Origin of the sequence: Limnohabitans lacus, assembly GCF_030053395.1 — a bacterium.
Classification (GTDB): domain Bacteria; phylum Pseudomonadota; class Gammaproteobacteria; order Burkholderiales; family Burkholderiaceae_C; genus Limnohabitans_A; species Limnohabitans_A lacus.
Genome location: NZ_JASGBH010000003.1, coordinates 149,007 through 165,863 on the forward strand (window position 1 = coordinate 149,007; position 16,857 = coordinate 165,863).

The following is a 16,857-nucleotide window of genomic DNA, read 5'->3' on the forward strand; positions in this document are numbered from 1 at the left end:
ACAAGATGTTTACCAAAATCCTGATTGCCAACCGCGGCGAAATCGCCTGCCGTGTCATCGCCACCGCCCACAAAATGGGCATCCAAACCGTGGCTGTTTACTCCGAAGCCGACAAAGAAGCACGCCACGTGCAGCTGGCCGACGAAGCTGTGTTGCTCGGCCCCGCGCCTTCGCGTGAGTCTTATCTGGTGGCTGACAAGATCATCGCGGCCGCCAAGGCCACCGGTGCGCAAGCCATTCACCCTGGCTACGGTTTCTTGAGCGAGAACACCGAGTTCGCCAAGCGCTGCGAAGACGAAGGCATCGCCTTCATCGGTCCACGCCACTTCTCCATCGCGGCGATGGGCGACAAGATCGCATCGAAGAAATTGGCCAACGAAGCCAAGGTCAACACCATCCCTGGTTACAACGACGCCATCGACACCGCTGAGCAAGCGGTCGAGATCGCCAAGGGCATTGGCTACCCCGTCATGATCAAGGCTTCGGCCGGTGGCGGTGGCAAAGGCCTGCGCGTGGCCTTCAACGACAAGGAAGCTTTCGAAGGCTTCACCTCTTGCCGCAACGAAGCGCGCAACAGCTTTGGCGACGACCGCGTCTTCATCGAAAAATACGTGCTCGAGCCCCGCCACATCGAGATCCAGATCTTGGGCGACAGCCACGGCAACGTGGTGTACCTGAACGAGCGCGAGTGCTCGATCCAGCGCCGTCACCAAAAAGTGATCGAAGAAGCGCCATCGCCTTTCATCTCTGAGGCCACCCGCAAAGCCATGGGCGAGCAAGCCGTGGCCTTGGCCAAAGCGGTGCAATACCAATCGGCCGGCACGGTCGAGTTCGTGGTCGGCAAAGACCAGGACTTCTACTTCCTCGAGATGAACACCCGCTTGCAGGTGGAACACCCTGTGACCGAAGCCATCACCGGCTTGGACTTGGTGGAGCAGATGATCCGCGTGGCTGCAGGCGAGAAGCTCTCGTTCACACAAGCCGACGTCAAGCGCGACGGCTGGGCCATCGAGTGCCGCATCAACGCCGAAGACCCCTTCCGCAATTTCCTGCCCTCCACCGGTCGTTTGGTGCGTTTTCAGACGCCCAAGCAAACCATGTTCCAAGGCAACACCGCCGACCTGCAAGGCGTGCGTGTGGACACTGGCGTGCAAGACGGCGGCGAGATCCCGATGTTCTACGACTCGATGATCGCCAAGCTCATCGTGCACGGCAAAGACCGCAACGAAGCGATCGCCAAAATGCGTGAAGCCTTGAACGGCTTTGTCATCCGTGGCATCAGCTCCAATATCCCATTCCAAGCCGCTTTGCTGGCCCACCCCAAGTTTGTGTCTGGCCAGTTCAACACCGGCTTCATCGCTGAGCACTACGCCCACGGTTTCCGTGCCGAAGACGTGCCCCACGACGACCACGACTTTTTGGCCGCATTGGCCGCCTTCGTGCGCCGCAAGTCGCGTGAACGTGCGGCCGGCCTGAGCGGTCAGCTGCCAGGCTATGACGTCAAGGTCGGCCAGGATTACGCCGTGGTCGAGTTGGGCCAAGGCGGCAACAACCGCTATGTGCCAGTGCATGTGGCCGAGTTGGCCGGCAAGCATGGCGAAGCCCAGATCACCGTCGCAGGCAAAACCTACGCGATCCAAAGCAACTCCCGCTTGAACGACATCCGCATCGAAGGCACCTGCAATGGTCAGCCTTTCACGGCCCAGGTCGAGCGCGGCACTTTGAAGAACCCCTTGGCTTTGCAAGTGCAGCACAACGGCACCCGCATCGAAGCGCTGGTCATGTCGCCCCGCATGGCCGAGCTGCACAAGCTCATGCCTTTCAAGGCACCTCCAGACCTGAGCCGCTTTGTGCTCTCGCCCATGCCTGGCCTGTTGGTCGAGGTGTCGGTGCAACCAGGCCAGAAGGTTCAAGCCGGTGAGCGCGTGGCCGTGATCGAAGCCATGAAGATGGAAAACGTGCTGTTCGCTGCTGCAGACGGCGTGGTCAAGAAAGTGGTCGCTGCCAAAGGTGAATCGCTCACGGTGGACCAGATGATCGTGGAGTTCGAATAAATGACTCGTCCCTTCAAGGTCTTGGGCGTTCAGCAAATCGCCATTGGCGGACCTGACAAGGCCCGCCTGCAAAAACTCTGGGTCGACATGTTTGGCCTGGAAGTGACCGGCACCTTCAAAAGCGAACGCGAGAACGTGGACGAAGACATCTGCGCCATCGGCACTGGCCCCTTCAAGGTCGAGGTCGATTTGATGCAGCCGCTGGACCCCGAGAAAAAGCCTGCCGTGCACACCACGCCGCTGAACCACATCGGCTTGTGGATCGATGATCTGCCGGTTGCCGTCGACTGGCTCACAGCGCAAGGCGTGCGCTTTGCGCCAGGCGGCATCCGCAAGGGTGCGGCCGGTTTTGACATCACGTTTTTGCACCCCAAGGCGAACGAAGAGTTCCCCATCGGTGGCGAAGGCGTGTTGATCGAGTTGGTGCAGGCGCCTGCTGAAGTGGTCAAGGCCTTTGCGGCTTTGGCGGCCAACGCGCATTGATCTTTGTCGGACCTGAAGGTCCGACCTGCAGGGTCTGAAGCCACCGACCTGCCCATGCCCATGACTGGGTCCTCGTAGGTCGGCGCTTGAGCTCCGATATTTCTGTCAAAAAGCCCGTCAGGCTCCTGCTTGGCGGGCTTTTGCTTTGGCCAATGCCGCTTCGATGATGGCGCGTTTGCGGTCCACCTCGGGGGCGTATGCTGTGCCGTGGGTGTGCGCTGCCAAATCGGCCAGTTTGTGCTCGGCTTTGGCTTGCAGCTGCTGTTGATGCGCCTGCTCTTCGCGCACCAGGCGTTTTTGGCGCGATTCATACCGCTGGCGTGCGGTGCCCGCTTGTTCGGCTGACCAAGCTGCCCAGCCGGTTTGCTGGCCCGTCACGTTGTCGAGTTGGATGCAATCGACAGGGCACACCGGGATGCACAACTCGCAGCCGGTGCACCAGGGCTCGATCACGGTGTGCATGAGTTTGTTGGCCCCCAAAATGGCGTCGGTGGGGCAGGCCTTGATGCACAAGGTGCAGCCGATGCACCAGGCCTCGTCGATGATGGCAATTTGGCGTGGACCTTCAACCCCGTGCTCTGGGTTCAGGGGCAGGGCGGCTTGGCCGGTCAGCGCCGCCAAACGTTCGATGCCAGCTTGGCCGCCTGGCGGGCATTGGTTGATGGCCGCTTCTCCACGGGCCATGGCCATTGCGTAGCTGGCGCAGTCGGGGTAGCCACAGCGCGTGCACTGCGTTTGCGGCAGTGCATCGTTCAGGCATTGAAAAAGCGCCTGGGTCTCAGGCGCTGTTTCTGGCAAAGCGGGCATGGGCCTCAGGCTTTTTTCTGGGCTTGAACCCAGGTGGTTTTGACGGGCGCACTGGCCTTGGCTGCAGGCTTTGCCTGTGCCTTGGCTTGCGCAGGCGCTGCTTTTTTCGCTACGGGCTTGACCGCCGCTTTGGCTGTGGACTGCGTAACCACTTTGGCGGGCGCCTTCACGGGCTTGGCAACGGCCTTGGCTTTGACGGGCGCTGTCTTGGCCGTTGCGGCTTTAACCGATGCAGCCTTGGCAGGCGCGGCAGCGGACAAGGACGCTTTGGCCCCGGGGGCTGCATGGCTTTGGATGAACTGCACCACTTGCGGGTACACAATCTTGCGCCAGCGGCTGCCGCTGAAAATGCCGTAGTGGCCTGCGCCGGGCACTTCCAGGTGCAGGCGGTCTTTGTCCGACACGCCGGTGCACATGTCTTGTGCCGCGCGGGTTTGACCCGAACCAGAGATGTCGTCCAACTCGCCTTCCACGGTCATCAAGGCGGTGCCTTTGATGTCTTGTGGGCGCACACGTTCGACTTTGCCGTCCACACCCTTGACGTCCCAGGTGCCGTTGACCAGCTTGAAGTCCTGGAACACGGTCTGAATGGTCTCCAGGTAGTAATCGGCATCCATGTCGAGCACCGCGTTGTACTCGTCGTAAAACTTGCGGTGGGCTTCGGCGCTGGCGTCGTCACCCTTGATCAGGTCTTTGAAGTAATCGTAGTGGCTGTTGGCATGGCGGTCGGGGTTCATCGCCACAAAGCCGGTGTATTGCAAGAAGCCGGGGTACACGCGGCGACCGGCGCCAGGGAAGTTCGCTGGCACGCGGTAGATCACGTTGTTCTCGAACCACTCAAAGCTCTTGTTGGTGGCCAAGTTGTTCACCGAGGTGGGCGACTTGCGTGCATCGATCGGGCCGCCCATCATGGTCATGGTCAGCGGGGTCTTTTCGCCACGGCTGGCCATCAGCGACACAGCGGCCATCACCGGCACGGTGGGCTGGCAAACGCTCACGATGTGGCAGTTGCCATAGATGGACTGCAGGTGGCGGATGAATTCCTGCACGTAGTTGATGTAGTCGTCCAGGTGGAATTCACCTTCGGACATGGGCACCAAGCGGGCATTCTTCCAGTCGGTGATGTAGACCTTGTGGTCCTGCAACATGGTCTTGACGGTGTCGCGCAGCAAGGTGGCGTAGTGGCCCGACAGCGGCGCCACGATCAGCACAGCAGGCTGAGCCTTGAGCTGGGTCAGGGTGGCCGGGTCGTCCGAGAAACGCTTGAAGCGGCGCAGCTCGCAAAAGGGCTTGTCGATCTCGATGCGCTCGTGGATGGCCACGTCGGTGTTGTTGACCTTGACGGTTTGGATGCCGAATTCGGGTTTCTCGTAGTCTTTGCCCAGGCGGTGCATCAGGGCATACGCGGCAGAGACGCGTTGCGCCAATGGGGTCTGCGAAATGGGGCTCAGCGGGTTGCTGTAGAGCTTGGCTGCGGCCTGCGCGAGATCGGAAAAAGGTTCCATGATCGAGCGCTGTGTTTCGAAGATCTGGTAAAGCATGTGGCGATTTCCCTGGTGACGTGACCAAATATGGTGCGGTGCAGCAATGCTACAGGACTTGGCTCGAAAATTTTCGAGAGTTGACCCTAATCACGTGTCATGTGAGAGACCCCATGAAAAAACCGCCACGAGGGCGGTTTTTGGGGTGGTTTTGACGGTTTTTAAACCACTTTGGCAATAGCCTGGCAAACGTAGTCGATGTTCTTGCTGTTCAGGGCGGCCACGCACATCCGGCCGGTGTCGGTGCCGTACACGCCAAACTCGCTGCGCAGGCGCACCATTTGGTCTTTGGTCAGGCCCGAGTAGCTGAACATGCCGATTTGGCTGGTGATGAAGCCCATGTCTTGCTGCACACCTGCGGCCTTGAGGCCGTCGACCAGTTTTTGGCGCATGGCTTTGATGCGCACACGCATTTCGGCCAATTCGCTTTCCCACTGGGCGCGCAGCTCGGGGTTGTTCAACACGGCTGCCACCACAGCGCCGCCGTGGATAGGTGGGTTGGAGTAGTTGGTGCGGATCGCGATTTTCAGTTGCGACAACACGCGGGCCGCTTCTTCCTTGTCAGAGGCCACCACCGACAGGGCGCCCACGCGCTCGCCGTACAGGCTGAAGCTCTTGGAAAAAGACGTGGACACGAAGATGTTCAGGCCCGCAGCCACGAACTTGCCGATCACGGCGCCGTCTTCGGCAATGCCGTGGCCAAAGCCTTGGTAAGCCATGTCCAGGAAAGCCGTCAGGCCCTTGGCCTTGACGACGGCAATGACCTGGTCCCACTGCGCGTCGGTGATGTCGTAGCCGGTGGGGTTGTGGCAGCAGGCGTGCAACACCACGATGGTGCCTGCAGCGGCGGCGTTCAGGCTGGCCAGCATGCCTTCGAAGTTCACGCCGCGCTTGGCCGCGTCGTAGTAGGCGTAGCTCTCGACTTCAAAACCGGCGTTTACAAAAATCGCGCGGTGGTTCTCCCAGCTGGGGTCGGAGATCATCACCTTGGCGTTGGGGCTGACTTTCTTCAGGAAGTCGGCGCCGATTTTCAGGCCGCCGGTGCCGCCGATGGCTTGCACGGTGGAGACGCGGCCCGACTTGACCACGTCGGAGTCGGCGCCAAACACCAAGGCCTTGACGGCGTTGTCGTAGGCCACGATGCCGTCAATCGGCAGGTAACCACGGGCCGAAGGGGTGGCCATCATGGTTTTTTCGGCGGCTTGCACGCACTGCAGCAGGGGCAGTTTGCCGTTGTCGTCGAAATACACACCCACGCCCAGGTTGACCTTGTTGGGGTTGGTGTCGGCGTTGTATTGCTCGTTCAGACCCAGGATCGGGTCGCGGGGGGCCATTTCGACGGCAGAAAACAGAGACATGAAAAGTCCTCGGAATTGTTCAGTGGTGGCGGGAATCCCGATCCTCGGTTAGGCTTTCGGGTTGTCCCTGATTTTAACGGCCTGCACGGCCCCTCCGATGACCGAGCTCACTGAAGTTTCCACCGAACCCGCCGCCGGCCTGTTTGTCCACTACCCAGACTCGCCGTTCGAGCTGTTCCAGCCCTACCCACCGGCGGGCGATCAGCCCACGGCCATTGCCCAGCTGGTCGAAGGTGTGCACGACGGTGAAGTGTTCCAGACCCTGTTGGGTGTGACCGGCTCGGGCAAGACCTTCACCATGGCCAATGTGATCGCGCAGCTGGGCCGCCCGGCCATCGTGTTTGCGCCCAACAAGACGTTGGCGGCGCAGCTGTACAGCGAGTTCCGCGAGTTCTTCCCCAAGAACGCGGTCGAGTATTTCGTCAGCTACTACGACTACTACCAGCCCGAGGCCTACGTGCCCCAGCGCGATTTGTTCATCGAGAAAGACTCTGCGATCAACGAGCACATCGAGCAAATGCGCCTGTCGTGCACCAAAAGCATCATGGAGCGGCGCGATGTGGTGATCGTGGCCACCGTGTCGGCCATCTACGGCATTGGCGAGCCCGAGAGCTACCACCGCATGATCATGACGCTGCGCTCGGGCGACAAGCTGGGCCAGCGCGATGTGATCGCGCAGCTGATCCGCATGCAGTACCAGCGCAACGACATGGAGTTCTCGCGCGGCAAGTTTCGGGTGCGCGGCGACACCATCGACGTTTTTCCAGCAGAACATTCTGAATTGGCCATCCGCATCGAGTTGTTCGACGACGAGATCGAAAGCCTGCAATTGTTCGACCCGCTCACCGGCCGCATTCGCCAGAAGATCCCCCGTTTCACGGTCTACCCTTCGAGCCACTATGTGACGCCCCGAGACAAGGTTTTGGCCGCGGTCGAGACCATCAAGATCGAGTTGGACCAGCGCCTCAAAGAGCTGGTGGGCATGGGCAAGCTGGTGGAAGCCCAGCGCCTGGAGCAGCGCACCCGGTTTGATTTGGAAATGCTGTCCGAAGTGGGCCACTGCAAGGGCATTGAAAACTACACCCGGCATCTGTCGGGCGCAGCGCCCGGCGATCCGCCCAGCACGCTCACCGACTACATGCCGCCCGACGCCATCATGTTTCTGGACGAAAGCCACCAGATGATCGGCCAGCTCAACGCCATGTACAACGGCGACAAGGCGCGCAAGACCACCTTGGTGGAGTATGGTTTTCGCTTGCCCAGCGCGCTGGACAACCGCCCGCTCAAGTTCGAAGAGTTTGAAAAGCGCATGCGCCAATGCATCTTCGTGTCGGCCACGCCGGCTGACTACGAAAAGACCCACGCCGGTCAGGTGGTCGAGCAGGTGGTGAGGCCCACGGGCTTGGTGGACCCGCTGGTGGAAGTGCGCCCCGCCACGCACCAGGTGGACGATGTGCTGCAAGAGATCCGCATCCGGGTGGACAAGAGTGAACGCGTGTTGATCACGACGCTCACCAAACGCATGGCCGAGCAGCTGACCGACTACTTGTCAGACAACGGCGTCAAAGTGCGCTACCTGCACAGCGATGTGGACACGGTGGAGCGGGTGGAAATCTTGCGCGATTTGCGCTTGGGCGTTTTCGATGTGCTGGTGGGCATCAACCTGCTGCGCGAAGGCATCGACATCCCCGAGGTGTCGTTGGTGGCGATTTTGGACGCTGACAAAGAAGGCTTCTTGCGGGCCGAGCGCAGCTTGATCCAGACCATTGGCCGCGCCGCGCGTAACCTGAACGGCAAGGCCATCTTGTATGCCGACCGCATCACCGAGTCCATGAAAAAAGCCATGGGCGAGACCGAGCGCCGCCGCGCCAAGCAGATCGCGTTCAACGAAGAAAACGGCATCACGCCCAAGAGCATCGTCAAGAAAGTGCGCGATCTGATCGACGGCGTGTACAGCGAAAAGTCAGGCAAAGAGGCCGAGCGCTTGGAGCAAGCGGCGCTGCAAAAGGCCAAGGTCGAGGACATGAGCGAAAAAGACATCGCCAAGGCCATCAAACAGCTGGAAAAGCAAATGATGGAACACGCCCGCAATCTGGAGTTCGAAAAAGCCGCCCAGGTGCGCGATCAGCTGACCGTTCTCAAGGAGCAGGCTTTCGGTGCCACAGGCGGCGACAACATCGTGCCCCTGATCAGGGCTTGACCGTTCGGAGCCTGGGCTCCGAACGGGTGAGGCCTTTCAACGGGCCAGTTTGGGGGCGGATAGCAACAGCTCGCCCACTTCTTTTTTCCAGAAACGGGCATTGCCGGTGGTGCCGTGACCGAAGGTGTCGGGGCTGCCGGGGATGATCAGCGCCTTGGCCTTGGCGATGCGGGGCAAAGCTTTTTCGAGAATACCCAGCTCAGGCGGGTTGCGCTCGTCGTCGGCCGAGTTGATCACCAGCACCGTGGCCTTGATTTTTTCAAGGCCTGCAGAAGGGTCGTAGTCTTTGGACGATTCCCACTGGAAGAGGTGGTCATTGGCATCGCCGGCCAGGGGCGGTGTCAGGCGTTGCTTGAGCAAGGCGTCGCCCTTGTCGCTGCTGGGCGCGACTTTTTGCAGGCCCTGGTTGCCGCCACTGGTGGCCGTGGAATAAAACACCGAAGCGAACTGCCAGCTGGGCGGCTGCTCTTTGTAGTTGCCACCCATCCACAGCGGGTCTTTGCGGATCGACTCGGTCAGCATGCGGCGCAACATCCAGTTGCGGCCCGACATGGCCGAGGGCAGGGAGGCCATGGGCACCGCAATGTCCATCATGTCGGGGTAGTTCATGGCCCACATCCACGTCTGCATGCCGCCCATGGAGTTGCCCAAGACGAGGCGCAAATGGCGAATGCCCAAGTGTTCGGTCACCAAGCGGTGTTGGGCCGAGACCATGTCAGTGTAGTTGTAGGCCGGGAACTTGGCGCGCAAGCCGTCCGAAGGCTTGCTGGATTTGCCGGTGCCAATCGCATCCGGCAGGATCACAAAGTAGCGCTTGGCGTCCAGGATTTGACCGGGCCCAAACAACTCGCCACCAAAATTGGCGCCCAGCATGCCCGCGCCCGAGCCGGTGGTGCCGTGCAGGATCAGCACCGCTTCGTTTTTGGGATCGCCCAAGGTGGTGTAGTTCAGCCGCAGCTCGGGCAGCACCTCGCCGGTGTGGAACTTGAAGTCTTTGACGACCCAGCTGCCGCTTTGCGGGGTTTCTTGGGCCGTGGCGTTCAGGCCGGTGCACAAGGTCACCGCCCACAGGCTGCGGCGAAGGGATTGGGCAATGGTCATGGTTTGTCTCCAAAGGGGAAGGAGACAATCTACGGCGTCTGGCCGCTTGGGGCTGACGCGGGGGTGTCAGCGCATCGACCGCCACAGGGTGGGGCACAAGCGCGAATTCCCGGGCGGCTAAGATTCAGGCCTTGACGCAAGTGTTTTTCGGACCGATGCCATGACAGACCGCTACGCCGTGATCGGCAACCCCATCGAGCAGAGCAAATCGCCGCTCATCCACACCGCTTTTGCCCAGGTGACCGGGCAGGACATTGAATACACCAAGGTGCTCAGCCCTTTGGGTGCGTTCGCCCAGACGGTGGACGCTTTCCGTGCGGCCGGTGGCCGGGGCATGAATGTGACGGCGCCGTTCAAGCTGGATGCGTTTGCCTATGCGACCGACTTGGCGCCCAGCGCGCAGATGGCCGGTGCCGTCAACGCCATGAAGTTTGAGGGGGGCAAGGTCTATGCCGAGAACTTTGACGGCGTGGGCCTGGTGCGCGATGTGGTGCACAACCTGGGCTGCCCGCTGCAAGGCCGCAGGGTTTTGATTTTGGGTGCAGGCGGTGCCACGCGCGGTGCCTTGTTGCCCATGTTGGCGCAGGGCCCTGCCGAGGTGGTGATTGTCAACCGCACGGTGGCCAAGGCCCAAGAACTGGCGGCTTTGGCCCGAAAGCACCAAAGCGCCAGCGTGCCGGTGCGCGGTGTGGGCTATGCCGATCTGGGTGCGCAGTCCTTTGATGTGGTGTTCAACGCCACATCGGCCAGCCTCTCGGCCGAGTTGCCTCCCTTGAGCGCATCGGCTTTTGCGCCGGGCTGCCTGGCTTATGAGTTGGCCTATGGCAAGGGTTTGACGCCATTCCTCAAGCTGGCGCAGCAAGCGGGCGTGACGCGTTTGGCCGACGGTGTGGGCATGTTGGCCGAGCAAGCGGCCGAGGCTTTTGAATGGTGGCGTGGCGTGCGCCCGGACACCGCAGCGGTGATCGACAAACTCACCGTGCCATTGGTCTGACGCCAGCCCCTCGAGAGGGGTTTTTTTCAGTGGGCCTGGCGCTTGACCAGCAGCCCAATCAACTCGGGCACCAGCGCGTTCGGATCGCCCGCTTGGCAGGCGGCTTCCAGCGTGCTTTTGACCGCTTGCGCCACGGTGTGGTCGGCCTGGGTGTCACGGGCCATTTGGTTGTAGTAGCTCAGGTCTTTGAGCGCATTGCTCATTGAAAAGCGCAGGCCCGAGGTGTCGCCCGTGGCCAACGTGGGCTTGATGCGGTCGAGCGCTGCGCCCCAGCCGCCGCCTTTGGACAAGACTTCCACAAAGGTGCCCGCATCCACGCCCGCGAGTTGGGCGCAGGCGGCCGCTTCGGCCAACAAGGTCACGGTGCCCAGCGACACGTAGTTGTGCAAGAGCTTCATGCGGTGGCCCGAACCAATCGGGCCGGTGTGCACGATGTTCTCTGCAAAGCAGGCCAAAATGGGTTTGCAGGTTTCAAACAAAGCCGCATCGCCACCCACCAGCAAGTTCAATCGGCCTTCGGCGGCCTCTTTGGGGGTGCGCGTCATGGGCGAATCCAAAAACTGTCCGCCTTGGGCGATCACCAGGGCCGCGACTTTTTCGGTCGAGGCGGGCACGGCCGTGGAGCAGTCGATGACGATGGTGCCCGGGCGCATGCCCTTTAAAACACCTTCATCGCCCAGCAAAACCGCTTCGACCTGGGGCGTGCCGGTCACGCACAAAATGACCACATCCGACTGCGCAGCCAGGGCCTGGGGTGTGGCGCAGGTGCGAGCACCCGCCGCCAACAGCGCATCCAGAGGCTGGTTGCCGGGGTGCTCCAGCACCGACAGGCTTTGCCCGTGCTTGAGCAAATTGCTCGCGATGCCGTGGCCCATCATGCCGATGCCGATCATGCCGATTGTTTTCATGCTTGCTCCAAGGGATAGTCTTCGAGTGTCGAATATACCGAGGGCAAGCCCTGTCACCTCTGACGCAGGGAGGGTCGAATTGGGGTGGGGCTCACATCTGGGCGAGCAAGCCGCCATCGATCGCCAGCGTCTGACCATTCACATACGAGGCGGCTGGAGACACCAGAAACAAGACCACAGGGGCAATGTCTTCGGGTGTGGCCCAACGCGCTTGGGGCACTTCTTGGCGCAAGAAATCCTCGAAACCTTCGCGTTGTTGCAGACCGGCTGTGAATTCGGTGCGGACAAAGCCAGGAGCAATCGCATTGGCCGTGATGCCGCGGGCGCCGTATTCCACCGCGATCGCGCGGGCCATGGCGCCCAAGGCCGCTTTGGCTGTGGAGTACGCACCAATGAGCGGCATGGTCGACTGACCTGAGACCGAGGACGTCATGACGACCCGGCCAAAACCGCGCGCGCACATGCCGGGCAAAAACACCCTTGAGCAGTTGAACGCACCGCCCACATGCACATCCTGGATCTGTTGCCATTCTTCCCGGCTCATCTCTACCAGCGCTTTGCGGTTTTGGTTGCCGGCATTGCTCACCAAGATGTCGACCGACCAAGCGTCCTGTTCCAGGCGGTGTGCCGCAGCCTGAACCGCCGCCATATCGGCGACATCAAAACACACGGCTCGCGCCTGGATGCCTTGGGCGCGGAGTGATTGCACGGCTTCGTCTGCGGCTTGCGTGCGAAGGTCATTGATCAGCACACGCGCACCGGCGTGACCCAAGGCGGTGGCAATCGCCAAGCCAATGCCACTGGCCGAGCCGGTGACCAAGGCGGTGCGGCTTTGCAGGCCAAATGATTGGGTGAGGTATTGGGGATTCATGTCAGGCTTTCAAGGGTGCTTTTCCGGGGCGGCCCGGGATCATGCTCAGCATGTGGTCGGCGACGCCGCCATCGACCACGAGGTTTTGACCGTTGACGTAGCTTGCATGGGCGCTGATCAAGTAATGCACGGCGTGCCCGATGTCATCGGGTCGGCCAATGCGCCCCATGGGCACCAGCGCTTCACGCCGCGCCTTGGTGTCAACGTCCTGGTAGACCGATTCGGTGAGTGGGGTTCGGACCATGCCGGGGCACACCGTGTTGGTTCGAATGCCTTCGGGACCCCACTCTTGGGCCAGTTGACGGCACAGCATGATGAGGGCGGCTTTGGCCGGTGAGTAAGCGCCGTAGCCCGGATGCGGATGCAAACCCGACATGGACGCGATGGCCGTGATGCTGCCGCTTGTGCGCTTGAGCGAAGGGTAAGCCGCTTGTGCCATCAGGAACACCGAGCGGGTGTTGAGGTTGAAGGTCTGATCCCACTGCGCCACCGATAAATCGGCCAGCTTGCCGGGCCCTGATGCACCAGCCACGCAGACCAGGGCGTCCAAGTCGCCGCCCCGGTCCAGCGCTTCGTGCACCAGGCCTTGCGCATCTTCGGGGCGGGTCACATCACCCACCACGCCATGGGCCTGAACGCCCAGGTCACGCAGGGCCTGAAGCAAGGCTTCCAGGCGTTCGCCGTTTTGAGTGCTGGCCACGGTCAGCTGCAGTTCGGGCATTGCTTGCAATGCCAGCACCTCGCAGATGCCTCGGCCAATGCCCCCGGTCGCGCCGGTCACCAAAATATGCATGACGGATCTCCCGTAAAAAAGCCGCCTGGGCATGAAGCGCAGGCGGCTTGGTCTTCACATCTTCAGCGCTTCACATCTTGCACAGTGGCGAAGGTGCGGGAACGATGGACGCTGGGAAGGTTTGCTCCACCACGGGGCGCAACACACCATCGGCCATCTTGGCGCGGCCCACGTAGTTGGGCAAGACCAATTGGTTGTCGGCGGCACGCATGGTCACGTTGCCATAAATGGTGTCGAGCTGAGCGCCACGCAGGGCCTTGCTGACCTCTTCAGGTTTGTTGCTCTTGGACAGCTTGACGCCTTCCAGCATGACCTGCGCACCGTTGTAGGCCTGACCTTCGTTGTCGGTGGGCAGACGGTTGAACTTGGCTTTCCAGGCGGCCACAAAGGCCTTGCTCTTGGGCGTGTCGATGTCGGGCGTGTAGCCGGTGGTGCCGGGCGTGCCTTCCAGGGCCTTGCCGGTGGCATTGATCATGAAGTTCAAGATCAGCGAGTGGCCAATCAGCGGCGTTTTGGGGATCAGGCCAAATTCTTCGGCTTGCTTGACGAAGGCGATGGCGTCACGACCGACCTCGGCCACCCAAATGCCATCCACGTTGGCGGCCTTGAGCTGGGCAATGTAAGGCGAGAAGTCCTTGGTGCCCATGGGCACGTACAGGCTCAGCGGAACGGTTTTGCCAGAAGCTTCAGCGGCTTTTTTGAAGGACTCGCCAGAGTCGCGGCCCCACACATAGTCGGCGGCGATCACGGCAAATTTGTTGCCTTTGATGTTCTTGGCCCAAGCGTTGATCATCGCGATGTCCATCGCATCCGAGTGGTTGGTGCGGAAGCTCCGTGGCTTGCAGGTGTCGCCGGTCAACTTGTCAGACTTGCTGGCGACCACAAAGTAAGCCGCGTCCCAACGGTCCAGGTTCTGTGCAATGGCCAGGGAAATGGACGAGGGGATCGCACCGATCAAGAGGTTGTAGCCTTCGCGGGCGAGTTTTTCAGCCTCGCGGCGACCGGCATCCGGTGTGCCTTCGTCGTCGGCTTCCTTTACTTCGATCTTGCGACCGTCCACGCCACCTTTGGCGTTGGCTTCATCGATGGCGAACTTGATGGCGCGCATGACCTCTTCGCCTTGCTGCGCAAAAACGCCCGACTTGGACGACACCAAGCCGACCTTGACCGGCTCTTTGCCTTGGGCCACAGCTGCCATGGGCAGTGCAGCCATCAGCGCCGCAGCGGCGAGGGAACGCTGGATGGTTTTGAGTTTGAACATGCTTGTCTCCTTTTGTTGGAAAGTTGCCGGAAACCGTCCGGACATCGGTTTGAGAAAAAATTCAGACCATGACGTGGCGCTCAAGGTCGTGCAAACCATCGCGTGAATTGACCACCTCGCCTTGCGCCACGATGGCGCCTTTGGCCATGGCCATGTAACGCTTGGCCACACGCACGACCAGACTCATGTTCTGTTCGATCAGCAAAAGCGCGGTGCCCTGCTCAGCGACCTGGTTGAAGATGACGGCCAGTTGGTCCACGATGACCGGCGCCAAACCCTCTGTGGGCTCGTCCAGCAAGATCAGCTCGGGGTTGGCCATCAAGGCCCGGCCCACAGCCAGCATTTGCTGCTGCCCCCCCGACAGGGCTGTGCCCGGTGTGTGGGCACGCTCTTGCAGGATGGGAAAGAGCTTGTAAATTTCGGCCACCGTCCACGGGCCTTTGCGCCCCACGGCAGCGCCCAGGATCAGGTTTTCTTCGACGCTCAGGTTGGCCACAATCCGCCGGCCTTGGGGAATCACGGCAATGCCATGCTGGGCGGCCATGTAGGCGCGCAGCTTGGTGTGTGCTTTGCCACCAAAAGCCACATGCCCATCTTGCAGACTGGCCAGGCCCAAGATGGTGTTGACCACCGTGGTCTTGCCCACCCCGTTGCGCCCGATGAGCGCCACGCGCTCGCCAGGGTTCACATGCAGGTCAAGACCGTGCAGGATGTGCGCCGCACCGTAGTAGGCGTGGACGTTTTTCAGATTCAACAAGGCGCTCATGCTGCGCTCCCCAAATAAGCTTCACGCACGCGTGGATTGGCGCGCACCTCGGCCGGCGACCCGCTGGCAATGACGCGCCCTAACTCGAACACGGTCACCACATCGGAGATGCCAAACACCACGTCCATGTCGTGCTCCACCAGCAACACCGAAACATCCCAGCTGGAGGTGAGTTTTTTCAAGTGCTGCGCCAGGTCCAGCGATTCCTTGACCGACAAGCCCGCCATGGGTTCGTCCAACAGCAGCACCGTGGGGCGCCCCACCAAAGCCAGTCCCAGATCCAGACGGCGTTGCTCGCCATAGCCCAGGTCATCGGCGGCGGTGTCACGCATGGGCCACAGGTCCAGCTCTTTGAGCACCGCTTCCGCATCGGCGGCAGAGTCCTTCACGCCCATCTTGTGGGACGCCAGTTCGATCTGTCGGTACACGGTCATCTGGCCGAAGATGCTGGTGCGTTGAAAGCTGCGGGACAAGCCCCGCATGCGCCGCTCGACCACACCCAGGGCCGAAACGTCTTCGCCGAGCAACTGGACTTTGCCGCGCGTGAGCCTGCGCCGTCCGGTGATAGCGTCGATCACCGTGGACTTGCCCGCCCCGTTCGGGCCGATCAGTCCGCGGATTTGTCCTTTTTCCAAAGTCAGGGCCACGCCGTCCACGGCTTTGACCCCGCCGTAGTGGATGGCCACGTCTTCTGCTTGCAATACGTAATGTGTCATCTTGTTCTCCCGCTCAGTGGCCACCGACCTTGACCGAGGGCTTTTTGCCCAAGACCCAACGGTCAAACAGCCCAGCCACCCCGGTGGGGGAGAAGACGATGACCGTGATCAGCGCCATGCCAAAGATCGTCATCCAGTGCGTGGCGTGCTCACCCAAGATGTCTTTGAACATGAAATACACCACCGCACCCACGGCAGGCCCCCACAGTGCTTTGAAGCCCCCGACGACGACCATCATCAAAGCCACGCCCGACAAGCTCCAGTGCAGGCTTTCAGGGGAGACGAATCCGGTGTTCAGCGCAGACAAAACGCCTGCCACCGAAGTCACCAGGGCCGACAGGGCGTACACCGCAGCGCGTGGTAGCAATGTGGTGATGCCGATGAAACGGGCCCGTTCCTCGTTGTCGCGAACCGCCTCGGTGATGGCGCCAAAACGTGTGCGCATCAGCCAAGCCAACAGGAACATCACCACCACCAAAGTGGTCCAGCAAATCAAGAACATGGTGGCCGGTTTGAGCATCTGCGACATCGGGAAGCCGAACAGACGCGAAGGCCAATCGATGTTCATGCCGTCGGCCCCGCCCGTCAAACCCCTGGCGCGTGAGGCCGTGAGAAAAAACATTTGGCCAATGGCCAAGGTCAACATGCCAAAAGCCACGCCAGGCACGCGCACGATGACCAGTCCGATCAGAAAGGCCGCCACCGTGACGCCCAGCAAGGCCACCAAAATGGCCAACTCTGCCGACACGATCTGCAACTGCAGCAAGATGCCCACCAAGTAACTGGCACCCCCAAAGAACAGGGCATGCCCAAAGCTGACCATGCCGTTTTGCTTGAGCAGCACGCCCACACCCAGGGCAAACACCGCATAGATGATGGATTGCGTGAGCAGCGACAACAGGGTGCTCGAGCTCACGCCAAAGGCAACTGCCGCGCCCAAGATCAGGGCCAGTACGGCGCCCAGAGAAGAAAATTTCAAGTTCATCAGCATCTACTCCCGACAC

Annotated in this window: 15 protein-coding genes; 4 read left to right on the top strand and 11 right to left on the bottom strand. The window is 61.1% G+C overall.

Annotated elements, in window-relative coordinates:
- Nucleotides 1-5: 5 nt before the first annotated feature.
- Together QLQ16_RS05285 and QLQ16_RS05290 are read left to right on the top strand one after the other, a co-directional pair.
- Complete coding sequence (locus QLQ16_RS05285) at nt 6-2,054, top strand: acetyl-CoA carboxylase biotin carboxylase subunit (protein ID WP_283223648.1); 2,049 nt, start codon at nt 6-8, stop codon at nt 2,052-2,054.
- On the top strand, nt 2,055-2,537 hold the full coding sequence (locus tag QLQ16_RS05290; RefSeq protein WP_283223649.1) for a VOC family protein: 483 nt from the start codon (nt 2,055-2,057) through the stop codon (nt 2,535-2,537).
- Nucleotides 2,538-2,654: 117 nt separating this feature from the next.
- Here the strand turns inward: QLQ16_RS05290 and rsxB are convergent, their stop codons facing one another.
- The 3 genes from rsxB to QLQ16_RS05305 form a co-directional block, all read right to left on the bottom strand.
- Nucleotides 2,655-3,344, bottom strand: coding sequence for an electron transport complex subunit RsxB (gene rsxB, locus QLQ16_RS05295; protein ID WP_283223650.1), 690 nt, complete (start codon nt 3,342-3,344; stop codon nt 2,655-2,657).
- Nucleotides 3,345-3,349: 5 nt separating this feature from the next.
- Nucleotides 3,350-4,885 (bottom strand): polyhydroxyalkanoate depolymerase, encoded by a 1,536-nt coding sequence (locus tag QLQ16_RS05300; RefSeq protein WP_283223651.1) that lies wholly within the window; start codon nt 4,883-4,885, stop codon nt 3,350-3,352.
- Nucleotides 4,886-5,046: 161 nt separating this feature from the next.
- Entirely contained in the window at nt 5,047-6,243 is a 1,197-nt protein-coding gene (locus QLQ16_RS05305) for an amino acid aminotransferase (protein WP_283223652.1), read from the bottom strand.
- Between the two features lie 97 nt (nt 6,244-6,340).
- Between QLQ16_RS05305 and uvrB the strand changes: the two genes are divergently transcribed.
- Complete coding sequence (gene uvrB / locus QLQ16_RS05310; protein WP_283223653.1) at nt 6,341-8,443, top strand: excinuclease ABC subunit UvrB; 2,103 nt, start codon at nt 6,341-6,343, stop codon at nt 8,441-8,443.
- A gap of 36 nt (nt 8,444-8,479) precedes the next feature.
- Here the strand turns inward: uvrB and QLQ16_RS05315 are convergent, their stop codons facing one another.
- A complete protein-coding gene (locus tag QLQ16_RS05315; RefSeq protein WP_283223654.1) occupies nt 8,480-9,544 on the bottom strand; it encodes an alpha/beta fold hydrolase in 1,065 nt (354 codons plus the stop codon).
- 160 nt (nt 9,545-9,704) lie between these two features.
- Here QLQ16_RS05315 and aroE point away from each other — a divergent pair, with 160 nt between their 5' ends.
- Nucleotides 9,705-10,538: a shikimate dehydrogenase gene (gene aroE / locus QLQ16_RS05320; protein ID WP_283223655.1), complete on the top strand. Its 834-nt coding sequence runs from the start codon at nt 9,705-9,707 to the stop codon at nt 10,536-10,538.
- Between the two features lie 26 nt (nt 10,539-10,564).
- Here the strand turns inward: aroE and QLQ16_RS05325 are convergent, their stop codons facing one another.
- From QLQ16_RS05325 to QLQ16_RS05355, 7 genes are all read right to left on the bottom strand, one after another.
- Nucleotides 10,565-11,446, bottom strand: coding sequence for an NAD(P)-dependent oxidoreductase (locus tag QLQ16_RS05325; protein WP_283223656.1), 882 nt, complete (start codon nt 11,444-11,446; stop codon nt 10,565-10,567).
- Nucleotides 11,447-11,537: 91 nt separating this feature from the next.
- Nucleotides 11,538-12,317 carry an SDR family NAD(P)-dependent oxidoreductase gene (locus QLQ16_RS05330; protein ID WP_283223657.1) on the bottom strand — a complete coding sequence of 260 codons (780 nt, stop codon included), beginning with the start codon at nt 12,315-12,317 and terminating at the stop codon, nt 11,538-11,540.
- A 1-nt stretch (nt 12,318) separates the two neighbouring features.
- Nucleotides 12,319-13,110 (bottom strand): SDR family NAD(P)-dependent oxidoreductase, encoded by a 792-nt coding sequence (locus tag QLQ16_RS05335; protein WP_283223658.1) that lies wholly within the window; start codon nt 13,108-13,110, stop codon nt 12,319-12,321.
- 70 nt (nt 13,111-13,180) lie between these two features.
- Entirely contained in the window at nt 13,181-14,371 is a 1,191-nt protein-coding gene (locus tag QLQ16_RS05340) for an ABC transporter substrate-binding protein (RefSeq protein WP_283223659.1), read from the bottom strand.
- A 61-nt stretch (nt 14,372-14,432) separates the two neighbouring features.
- Nucleotides 14,433-15,137, bottom strand: a complete 705-nt coding sequence (locus tag QLQ16_RS05345) for an ABC transporter ATP-binding protein (RefSeq protein WP_283223660.1) — start codon at nt 15,135-15,137, stop codon at nt 14,433-14,435.
- Nucleotides 15,134-15,853: an ABC transporter ATP-binding protein gene (locus tag QLQ16_RS05350; RefSeq protein WP_283223661.1), complete on the bottom strand. Its 720-nt coding sequence runs from the start codon at nt 15,851-15,853 to the stop codon at nt 15,134-15,136. Before QLQ16_RS05350 ends, QLQ16_RS05345 begins: the two co-directional genes overlap by 4 nt.
- Before the next feature lie 13 nt (nt 15,854-15,866).
- Nucleotides 15,867-16,838, bottom strand: a complete 972-nt coding sequence (locus QLQ16_RS05355) for a branched-chain amino acid ABC transporter permease (protein WP_283223662.1) — start codon at nt 16,836-16,838, stop codon at nt 15,867-15,869.
- Nucleotides 16,839-16,857: the final 19 nt, after the last annotated feature.

Bases quoted from the DNA above. Each gene is read 5' to 3' on its own strand.
- QLQ16_RS05285 (WP_283223648.1), top strand. From the start codon at position 6: ATGTTTACCAAAATCCTGATTGCCAACCGCGGCGAAATCGCCTGCCGT.
- QLQ16_RS05290 (WP_283223649.1), top strand. From the start codon at position 2,055: ATGACTCGTCCCTTCAAGGTCTTGGGCGTTCAGCAAATCGCCATTGGC.
- rsxB (WP_283223650.1), bottom strand. From the start codon at position 3,344: ATGCCCGCTTTGCCAGAAACAGCGCCTGAGACCCAGGCGCTTTTTCAA.
- QLQ16_RS05300 (WP_283223651.1), bottom strand. From the start codon at position 4,885: ATGCTTTACCAGATCTTCGAAACACAGCGCTCGATCATGGAACCTTTT.
- QLQ16_RS05305 (WP_283223652.1), bottom strand. From the start codon at position 6,243: ATGTCTCTGTTTTCTGCCGTCGAAATGGCCCCCCGCGACCCGATCCTG.
- uvrB (WP_283223653.1), top strand. From the start codon at position 6,341: ATGACCGAGCTCACTGAAGTTTCCACCGAACCCGCCGCCGGCCTGTTT.
- QLQ16_RS05315 (WP_283223654.1), bottom strand. From the start codon at position 9,544: ATGACCATTGCCCAATCCCTTCGCCGCAGCCTGTGGGCGGTGACCTTG.
- aroE (WP_283223655.1), top strand. From the start codon at position 9,705: ATGACAGACCGCTACGCCGTGATCGGCAACCCCATCGAGCAGAGCAAA.
- QLQ16_RS05325 (WP_283223656.1), bottom strand. From the start codon at position 11,446: ATGAAAACAATCGGCATGATCGGCATCGGCATGATGGGCCACGGCATC.
- QLQ16_RS05330 (WP_283223657.1), bottom strand. From the start codon at position 12,317: ATGAATCCCCAATACCTCACCCAATCATTTGGCCTGCAAAGCCGCACC.
- QLQ16_RS05335 (WP_283223658.1), bottom strand. From the start codon at position 13,110: ATGCATATTTTGGTGACCGGCGCGACCGGGGGCATTGGCCGAGGCATC.
- QLQ16_RS05340 (WP_283223659.1), bottom strand. From the start codon at position 14,371: ATGTTCAAACTCAAAACCATCCAGCGTTCCCTCGCCGCTGCGGCGCTG.
- QLQ16_RS05345 (WP_283223660.1), bottom strand. From the start codon at position 15,137: ATGAGCGCCTTGTTGAATCTGAAAAACGTCCACGCCTACTACGGTGCG.
- QLQ16_RS05350 (WP_283223661.1), bottom strand. From the start codon at position 15,853: ATGACACATTACGTATTGCAAGCAGAAGACGTGGCCATCCACTACGGC.
- QLQ16_RS05355 (WP_283223662.1), bottom strand. From the start codon at position 16,838: ATGAACTTGAAATTTTCTTCTCTGGGCGCCGTACTGGCCCTGATCTTG.